Source organism: Pseudomonas sp. GM48, from assembly GCF_000282335.1.
In the GTDB taxonomy this organism is placed as follows: domain Bacteria; phylum Pseudomonadota; class Gammaproteobacteria; order Pseudomonadales; family Pseudomonadaceae; genus Aquipseudomonas.
Genome location: NZ_AKJM01000114.1, coordinates 22,403 through 29,929 on the forward strand (window position 1 = coordinate 22,403; position 7,527 = coordinate 29,929).

A 7,527-nucleotide genomic window follows, 5' to 3' on the forward strand; every position below is an offset into this window, starting at 1 on the left:
TTCGCGCATCTTTTGGGGGATTTGACTGATGCTCAATGGCCTGTGGCTTGGCTTCTTCATCGTGGCAGCCGTATCGGCGCTGGCTCAGTGGCTGATTGGCGGCAATGCCGGGATATTCGCGGCGATGGTGGAAAGTATTTTTGCCATGGCCAAGCTGTCGGTCGAGGTCATGGTGTTGCTGTTTGGCACCCTCACTCTCTGGCTGGGCTTTTTGCGCATTGCCGAGAAAGCCGGGATCGTCGAATGGCTGGCCAAGGCCCTGGGGCCACTGTTTTTGCGCCTGATGCCTGAAGTCCCGCCTGGTCATCCGGCCATCGGCCTGATCACCCTGAACTTCGCCGCCAACGGCCTGGGCCTGGACAACGCCGCCACGCCTATCGGCCTCAAGGCCATGAAAGCGCTACAGGAGCTCAATCCCAGCGCTACCGTCGCCAGTAACGCACAGATCCTGTTCCTGGTGCTCAACGCCTCCTCGCTGACCGTGCTGCCGGTGACGATCTTCATGTATCGCGCCCAGCAAGGCGCGCCTGACCCGACGCTGGTGTTCCTGCCGATCCTGCTGGCGACCAGTTGCTCGACCATTGTCGGCTTCCTGTCGGTGGTGTTCATGCAGCGCCTGCGCATCTGGGATCCCGTGGTGCTGGCCTACCTGATCCCCGGCGCTCTCGCCCTCAGCGGTTTCATGGCGTTGCTGGCGACCCTTTCGGCGACCGCGCTGGCCAGTCTGTCGTCGATCCTTGGCAACCTGACGCTGTTTGGCCTGATCATGCTGTTTTTACTGATCGGCGCGCTGCGCAAAGTGAAGGTCTACGAGGCCTTCGTCGAAGGTGCCAAAGAGGGTTTTGATGTCGCCAAGAACTTGCTGCCCTACCTGGTGGCAATGCTCTGCGCGGTGGGTGTTCTGCGGGCATCCGGGGCGCTGGATTTCGCTCTGGACGGGATTCGGCATCTGGTGGCGTGGGCCGGTTGGGATACGCGTTTCGTCGACGCGCTGCCGACGGCGATGGTCAAACCCTTCTCGGGTAGTGCCGCCCGGGCAATGCTGATTGAAACCATGAAGACCTCGGGCGTGGACAGCTTCCCGGCGCTGGTGGCGGCGACAGTCCAGGGCAGTACCGAGACGACGTTCTATGTCCTGGCGGTGTACTTCGGTGCCGTGGGCATCCAGCGCGCACGACATGCAGTCGGTTGTGCATTGCTGGCGGAGCTTGCCGGGGTGTTGGGTGCGATTGGGGTTTGCTACTGGTTCTTTGGTTGATCGGCTCCGCCCGCCAACGCCTTCAACGCTGCCTTGCGCTCGCCCGTCGGCAAGGCACCAAGCTGCTCCACGGCGGCATAGAACTTCAGCCAATCGCCATCCACCTGATGGAACAGCGCGGCAAATGCCGGTACCCATTGGTCGTACAAACCAAACGGCAATAGCCGGGCATTGTTCATGGGGGCATTGACCCAGGCGTCGTAGCGTTTGTCTGCGGCCCACTGACGGTCGCGCAATTGTCGGTATTCGCTGCGCAAGCGCTCGAACTCGGCAGCCTTGCGCTGGCGCATTTGTTCGGTTGGCAATGGCAAGGTGTAGAGCTTTTCCAGCCGGGTGCGGGTCATCAGCACCAACTCAGTGAACTGTTCGCGCTGACGTGCCTGCGCATCGTTATCCGGTGGCAGATGTCGGTAGGCACGCCATTGGCGAGTACCTTCCTGTTCGACGAAGGTGGCAAAGGATTCGTTGAACTCCGTGTCGTCCTTCACATAGAAACGCTGGTGGGCCAGCTCGTGAAAGATCAGCGTGGCCAGTCGCTCATCGCCCCATCCCGTCATCGAACTGATGATCGGGTCGTTGAACCAGCCGAGTGTCGAATAGGCCTCGACGCCGCCAATCGATACGTCCATACCCTGCAAGCGTTGCAAAGCCGCTTCGCCGCGGGCTGCGCTCTGGCTGTAGTAACCGCGATAGGCCACGCAGCCGGCGATGGGGAAACAGTGGCTTACGGGCTTGAGGGAAAATTCCGGCGTGGCGAAGACATTCCAGACGACAAAGGGGCGGCCAATGTCAGCGTACAGGCGGTAACTCTGGTTATCCGGCAGGTGCAATTGCTGGCTGGCGAACGTTCGGGCCTTTTGTGATTGCTCCAGGTGTGCACGCAGTTTTTGATCGCGCGCCGGGTCGGCAATCACACTGGAAACCGGCTCCCTTGCCCGCAGCAATTGCAGTTGACCACTGGCCAGTTGGTTGTAGTAGCTGATGCTGGTGCAACCGTTGAGCCACAAAAACAACACACCCGGAAACAAAACGCGAAAAACGCGATCAAGTAATCCAGGGCTAGGAAGCGGCCTGATCAAAATAATTCTTCCTTGGAGAGTCTTTCCACAAGACTATCCCGCCTGACTGGAGCTCCGCTATGCGCATGTTGATACTGACAGGAGGCCTGTTGATGCTGGCCGGCTGTGCTTTTTTCGGACTACCCCGCCCTGATCCTGCGCAAGCCTGGATTGACCTGGAGTCGAAGCAAGCAGATACGAAGCTGCAAGCGCTGGAGGTCGATGACAAGGCCACCGACGATAAACGCTATTTCCAGGTCCAGCCCGGTAGCCATGAGTTGACGGTCCGCTACCAATTCTCGGTCCAGCCCACCAACATCGGCCCTGACGCCGAGCCGTTGTGGCGCGATTGCCAGTTGAACGTGAAATTCAACGACTTCAACGCGGGCGAGCGTTATCAGCTACGGGCGGGGAACATCGGTTTTCGGCCTTGGGCGAAGCTCTACGATCAACAGCGAAAAGTGGTTGGCCAAGGCACGCCAGCGGGCTGTCAACACTCCTGATCGGCGTTATGCTGAATGCATAGCCCCTTGGGACATTCATCATGTACAGGTTGATGCTGTTACTCGCCGTCAGTGTTGTTGCGGGTTGTCAGACCCCGATGCCGACGGCTAATCCAAAGATGGCCTGGGTCGAATTTTCCACGCCCTTCCCTAACGATAAATTGCTGATGGCCGAGCGTCTGGATAAACAGCGCTTGGCCGACGGGCGTTTTTTTGAGGTTATGCCCGGCAGCCATGAACTGATCGTCCGCTTCGACTTCGAAGTACCCAGTGGCGCGGGCTTGAACAATATGGGTGGCCCTTCTGAACGCATATGTTACTTGACCATCAACTTCGATCATTTCGAAGCCGGCCAACGTTATGTGCTTGAAGGCCGCTCGATTGCCTTCATCCCTGAAGCCAGGCTATACAACGCCAAGCGCGAGATCGTTGCTGAAGACCGGGAATCCTACTGCCTGATGTGAACGGTTTAGCGGTCGTTCTTCTGGTAGATGATTTTCCTGGTGCCGTTTTCGCACGAGCCAACGACCATGTTCTGGTCGTGTACCTCGTCGTTGGTGACGATTTCAAGCGTGTAGGAGGTGACGCCACTGGCCTGGATCTTGGCTTCGATCTCGGCCTTGAGTTCTTCACAGGGTTTCGGTGCCGCAAGGGCCGAAGTGGTCAGTGCGCAACAGATTACTGCCAGGGCAAAACGTTTCATGGTTGAAGCTCCTTTGACGCAGCACGCACAGTCATGGGGTTTCGCTGCTGTCATTTATTCGACCACAGTTTTAGCGGGCAAGTCTGTCACGACGCAAAAAAGATCGCAGCCTTGGGCAACCTGCCGGGTTATTCCGGTGTTTGCCCAAGGCTGCGATCTTTCGTTTCAACGAAAATCCAGCCGAGCCATGTTGCCTCCAGGCTGATTTTCGCCTTGAGGATCAACTTCACTTCGTCCGATCAATCTGCTTTTTTCGCGGGATTTTGTACCGGGCTATTGAAACTCGGGTATATGCCCACATTGCATGAAGCACGCTTTTGGACTCGGCAGGTTTCCGTTCACAAGAACAAACCTGCGCCCTCAATTGGAGAAGCAGGTTTATGAAACGACTGTCCGATATCAAGTTCTCGACCCTCGATCTGGTGCCGGTGCGCGAGAACGGCAGCGCGGCCCAGTCGCTGCGCAATTCGCTGGACCTGGCGCAACACGTCGAGAAATTCGGTTACAACCGCTTCTGGGTGGCCGAGCACCACAACATGGACGGTATCGCCAGTTCCGCGACTTCGGTGCTGCTCGGCTACCTGGCCGGTGGCACGTCGACCATTCGTGTCGGTTCGGGTGGGGTGATGTTGCCTAACCACGCACCGTTGGTGATTGCCGAGCAGTTCGGCACCCTGGAAAGTCTCTATCCGGGCCGGATCGATCTGGGCCTGGGGCGCGCCCCGGGTTCCGACCAGATGACCGCACGTGCGTTGCGCCGTGAACGCTCCGGCAGCGCCGACGATTTCCCGGAAGATGTGGCGGAACTGGTGCGCTACCTGGGTCCACGCACTCCGGACCAACGCATTATCGCCATGCCGGGAACCGGGACCAATGTGCCGGTCTGGTTGTTGGGGTCGAGCCTGTTCAGCGCACAGTTGGCGGGTGAACGCGGTTTGCCCTACGCCTTCGCATCGCATTTCGCACCGCGCTACATGCATGAAGCGATTCGGGTGTATCGCAATCACTTCAAACCGTCAGCCGTTCTGGACAAACCCTACGTGATGCTCGGTGTGCCATTGGTGGCAGCCGATACTGACGAGCAGGCCGACTACCTGGCCACGTCGGTTTTCCAGCGGATTCTCGCCCTGATGCGTGGGCAAAGCCTGGTGCAGCGTCCGCCGGTGAAAACCATGGACGGCCTGTGGCTGCCCCATGAGAAAGAGGCCGTGCACGACTTCCTTGGCCTGGCCATGATCGGCAGCCCGCAGAAAATCCGCGCCAAGCTCGAGGTCCTGATCGAACAGACCCAGGCCGACGAGCTGATTTTCACCTGTGACCTGTACGAACATGCGGATCGCGTGCATTCCTACGAGTTGCTCGCGCAGGTCATGCGAGGCTGAGGCTCAAAAGGCAGGCATAAAAAAGACCTGCGCAAAGCACATAATGCTGTTCAGTTAAGGATTCTGTAGGAGCGAGCTTGCTCGCGATGGACTCAAGAGCGCCGCGTTTAGTCAGTAAACACGCGGCATCGTTAACGACCATCGCGAGCAAGCTCGCTCCTACAGTTGAACAGCATTATGCGCACAGCGCAGGTCCTGGTGACGGCGGGAGCAAGGCGAGTATCAGGTACCGGACTTGATCTTGGTCCAGGCCCGGGTGCGCGCACGTTCGGCATCGCGTGGCAACGGTTGCAGGGTGTAGAGCGTGTTCATCGCCGTGTCGGTCGGGTACAGGTTCGGGTTGTTGCGGATCGCCGGGTCGACCATTTCCGTAGCGTCCTTGTTCGGGTTCGGGTAGCCGACGAAGTCACTGACTGGCGCGATCACCTGAGGTTGCAGCAGGTAGTTGATGAAGGTGTAGGCGTCTTCCGGATTCTTCGCACCTTTGGGGATGGCGAGCATGTCGAACCAGATCGGCGCGCCTTCTTTCGGCAGGCGCATGTCGACAACGACACCGTTCCTGGCTTCCTTGGCGCGGTTGGCGGCTTGCGAGAAGCTGCCGGAGTAGCCGACCGCGACGCAGATATCACCATTGGCAATGTCGGCCATGTACTTGGACGAGTGGAAGTAGGTGATGTACGGACGGATCTTCATCAGCAGCGCTTCAGCCTTGTCGTAATCCGCAGGCTTTTTGCTGTTAGGGTCCAGGCCAAGGTGTTGCAGGGCCAAGGGCAGGATCTCCGACGGCGAGTCGAGCAGGGCGACGCCGCACTGCTTGAGCTTGCTGATGTTCTCTTCCTTGAAGATCAGGTCCCAGCTATCCACCGGCGCGTCGGCACCCAGCGCTGCCTTGACTTTATCCGGGTTGAAGCCGATCAGGATGGTGCCGTACATGTAAGGCACGGCGAACTTGTTGCCCGGGTCGTTGGCCTCGATCAGTTTCATCAGCTTGGGATCGAGGTGGTTCCAGTTCGGCAACTTGCTGCGGTCCAGGGGCTGGAACACGCCGGCTTCGATCTGCTTGGCGAGAAACACGTTGGACGGCACCACCACGTCGTAGCCGGAGTTACCGGTCAGCAACTTGGCTTCCAGCGCTTCGTTGGTGTCGAAGATGTCGTAGACCAGTTTGGTCTGGGCGTTCTGGGCCTTGAAGTCTTCCAGGGCCTTGGGCGTGATGTAGTCGAACCAGTTGTAGACGCGCAGCGTACGTTCTTCTGCGTGTGCTGCGCCGCTGAGTACCGTGGCACACAGGGCTGGCAGGATAAAACGCTTGAGACTTTTCATTCTTCTACTTCCTCATCAAGCGTTTTCAAAACCTTCGAGAACGTTCACGGCGTTGATGCCGATTTCTTCCACTGCATAACCGCCTTCCATCACGAACAGCGTCGGAACGCCGAGGCCGGCGATGCGCTTGCCCATGGCCAGGTAGTCCGGGCTATCGAGCTTGAATTGCGAGATCGGGTCGTCCTTGAAGGTGTCCACGCCCAGGGACACGACGATGATGTCGGCACCGTAGCTTTCGATCTCTTTGCAGGCTTGTTCCAGTGCGGCACTCCAGGTGTCCCAGCCCGAACCTGCGGCCAACGGATAGTTGAAGTTGAAACCTTCACCGGCGCCTTCGCCACGTTCATCTTCATAGCCGAGGAAGAACGGGAATTCGGCTTCCGGGTGGCCGTGGATCGAGGTGAACAGCACGTCGCTGCGTTGGTAGAAAATCGATTGGGTGCCGTTGCCGTGATGGTAATCGACGTCGAGGATAGCGACCTTTTTGTGGCCCTGATCGAGGAACGCCTGGGCAGCAATGGCGGCGTTATTGAGGTAGCAATAACCGCCCATCAAGTCGCTGGCGGCGTGGTGTCCCGGCGGACGGCACAGGGCGAAGGCACTGCGGGCGCCGCGCTGGATTTCCGCTTGCGCGGTGAGTGCGACCTGAGCTGCGCTGTATGCCGCTTGCCAGGTGCCGGCGGTGATCGGGGCGCCACCATCGAAACTGTAATAGCCGAGTTGGCCGTGCAGGCTGGTCGGCTTGACCTGACGCAAGGAACGGGCCGGCCAGGTGTAGGGCAGCAGGTCACCGTCGGTGTTGAATTCGGTCCAGCGTGCCCAGGCACCCTTGAAGAAATCGAGGTAGTCACGGCTATGGATGCGTGCGATGGGCTCCAGGCCGAAATCCTTCGGTGCTTCTACAGGGCCCAGGTTCTGGTTTTTCACCCGTTGCAGCACGTGGTCGGCACGGGAGGGCATCTCGAAGCAAGGCTTGAGTTGCCCGTCGATAAGTTCGCAACGGCCGTGGTGCAGGTGGTGATCGTCCGAGTAGATCGTCAGCATTTTGTTGTTCTCCGCAGGCTGGTTCGGTTGAACACAGTCTTGCGGTGCAGACGGTTTAGGAGAACGGCAGGAAAGGCCAAAAGGGGATCGATGTGGCCAAAACATTTGACCGAAATTCGCCCCTGGATGGCGCGGGCATACCCTTGTCTAGAGCATGGAACCGCAGAACCTGTGGGAGCGGGCTTGCCCGCGAAAGCGGTGTTCCAGCCAATGGAGATGTATCGGTTGTACTGGCCTCTTCGCGAGCAAGCCCGCT

Annotated in this window: 8 protein-coding genes; 4 read left to right on the top strand and 4 right to left on the bottom strand. The window is 58.8% G+C overall.

The window, feature by feature from the left end; translation table 11 throughout:
* Positions 1 to 28 precede the first annotated feature (28 nt).
* Positions 29 to 1,258, top strand: a complete 1,230-nt coding sequence (locus PMI28_RS08600) for a nucleoside recognition domain-containing protein (protein WP_007989454.1) — start codon at positions 29 to 31, stop codon at positions 1,256 to 1,258.
* Here the strand turns inward: PMI28_RS08600 and PMI28_RS08595 are convergent.
* Entirely contained in the window at positions 1,240 to 2,337 is a 1,098-nt protein-coding gene (locus PMI28_RS08595) for an aminopeptidase (RefSeq protein WP_007989456.1), read from the bottom strand. The genes PMI28_RS08600 and PMI28_RS08595 overlap by 19 nt on opposite strands.
* A gap of 59 nt (positions 2,338 to 2,396) precedes the next feature.
* Between PMI28_RS08595 and PMI28_RS08590 the strand changes: the two genes are divergently transcribed.
* Both PMI28_RS08590 and PMI28_RS08585 read left to right on the top strand, forming a co-directional pair.
* Positions 2,397 to 2,819: a PA0061/PA0062 family lipoprotein gene (locus PMI28_RS08590; protein ID WP_007989458.1), complete on the top strand. Its 423-nt coding sequence runs from the start codon at positions 2,397 to 2,399 to the stop codon at positions 2,817 to 2,819.
* Between the two features lie 41 nt (positions 2,820 to 2,860).
* The gene (locus tag PMI28_RS08585; protein ID WP_007989460.1) at positions 2,861 to 3,283 is read left to right on the top strand and encodes a PA0061/PA0062 family lipoprotein; all 423 of its coding nucleotides are present in this window, start codon (positions 2,861 to 2,863) and stop codon (positions 3,281 to 3,283) included.
* Between the two features lie 5 nt (positions 3,284 to 3,288).
* Here the strand turns inward: PMI28_RS08585 and PMI28_RS08580 are convergent, their stop codons facing one another.
* Positions 3,289 to 3,522, bottom strand: coding sequence for a DUF1161 domain-containing protein (locus PMI28_RS08580; RefSeq protein ID WP_007989462.1), 234 nt, complete (start codon positions 3,520 to 3,522; stop codon positions 3,289 to 3,291).
* A gap of 380 nt (positions 3,523 to 3,902) precedes the next feature.
* Here PMI28_RS08580 and PMI28_RS08575 point away from each other — a divergent pair, with 380 nt between their 5' ends.
* Positions 3,903 to 4,904, top strand: a complete 1,002-nt coding sequence (locus PMI28_RS08575) for an LLM class flavin-dependent oxidoreductase (protein WP_007989465.1) — start codon at positions 3,903 to 3,905, stop codon at positions 4,902 to 4,904.
* A 222-nt stretch (positions 4,905 to 5,126) separates the two neighbouring features.
* On the opposite strand, the gene PMI28_RS08570 is transcribed toward PMI28_RS08575, so the two are convergent.
* Positions 5,127 to 6,227 (bottom strand): polyamine ABC transporter substrate-binding protein, encoded by a 1,101-nt coding sequence (locus PMI28_RS08570; protein WP_007989467.1) that lies wholly within the window; start codon positions 6,225 to 6,227, stop codon positions 5,127 to 5,129.
* A 15-nt stretch (positions 6,228 to 6,242) separates the two neighbouring features.
* Positions 6,243 to 7,271 (bottom strand): histone deacetylase family protein, encoded by a 1,029-nt coding sequence (locus tag PMI28_RS08565; RefSeq protein WP_007989468.1) that lies wholly within the window; start codon positions 7,269 to 7,271, stop codon positions 6,243 to 6,245.
* Positions 7,272 to 7,527 lie beyond the last annotated feature (256 nt).

Coding starts and splice junctions, on each gene's coding strand:
- PMI28_RS08565 (WP_007989468.1), bottom strand. CDS start 7,271: ATGCTGACGATCTACTCGGACGATCACCACCTGCACCACGGCCGTTGC.
- PMI28_RS08575 (WP_007989465.1), top strand. CDS start 3,903: ATGAAACGACTGTCCGATATCAAGTTCTCGACCCTCGATCTGGTGCCG.
- PMI28_RS08580 (WP_007989462.1), bottom strand. CDS start 3,522: ATGAAACGTTTTGCCCTGGCAGTAATCTGTTGCGCACTGACCACTTCG.
- PMI28_RS08585 (WP_007989460.1), top strand. CDS start 2,861: ATGTACAGGTTGATGCTGTTACTCGCCGTCAGTGTTGTTGCGGGTTGT.
- PMI28_RS08590 (WP_007989458.1), top strand. CDS start 2,397: ATGCGCATGTTGATACTGACAGGAGGCCTGTTGATGCTGGCCGGCTGT.
- PMI28_RS08570 (WP_007989467.1), bottom strand. CDS start 6,227: ATGAAAAGTCTCAAGCGTTTTATCCTGCCAGCCCTGTGTGCCACGGTA.
- PMI28_RS08600 (WP_007989454.1), top strand. CDS start 29: ATGCTCAATGGCCTGTGGCTTGGCTTCTTCATCGTGGCAGCCGTATCG.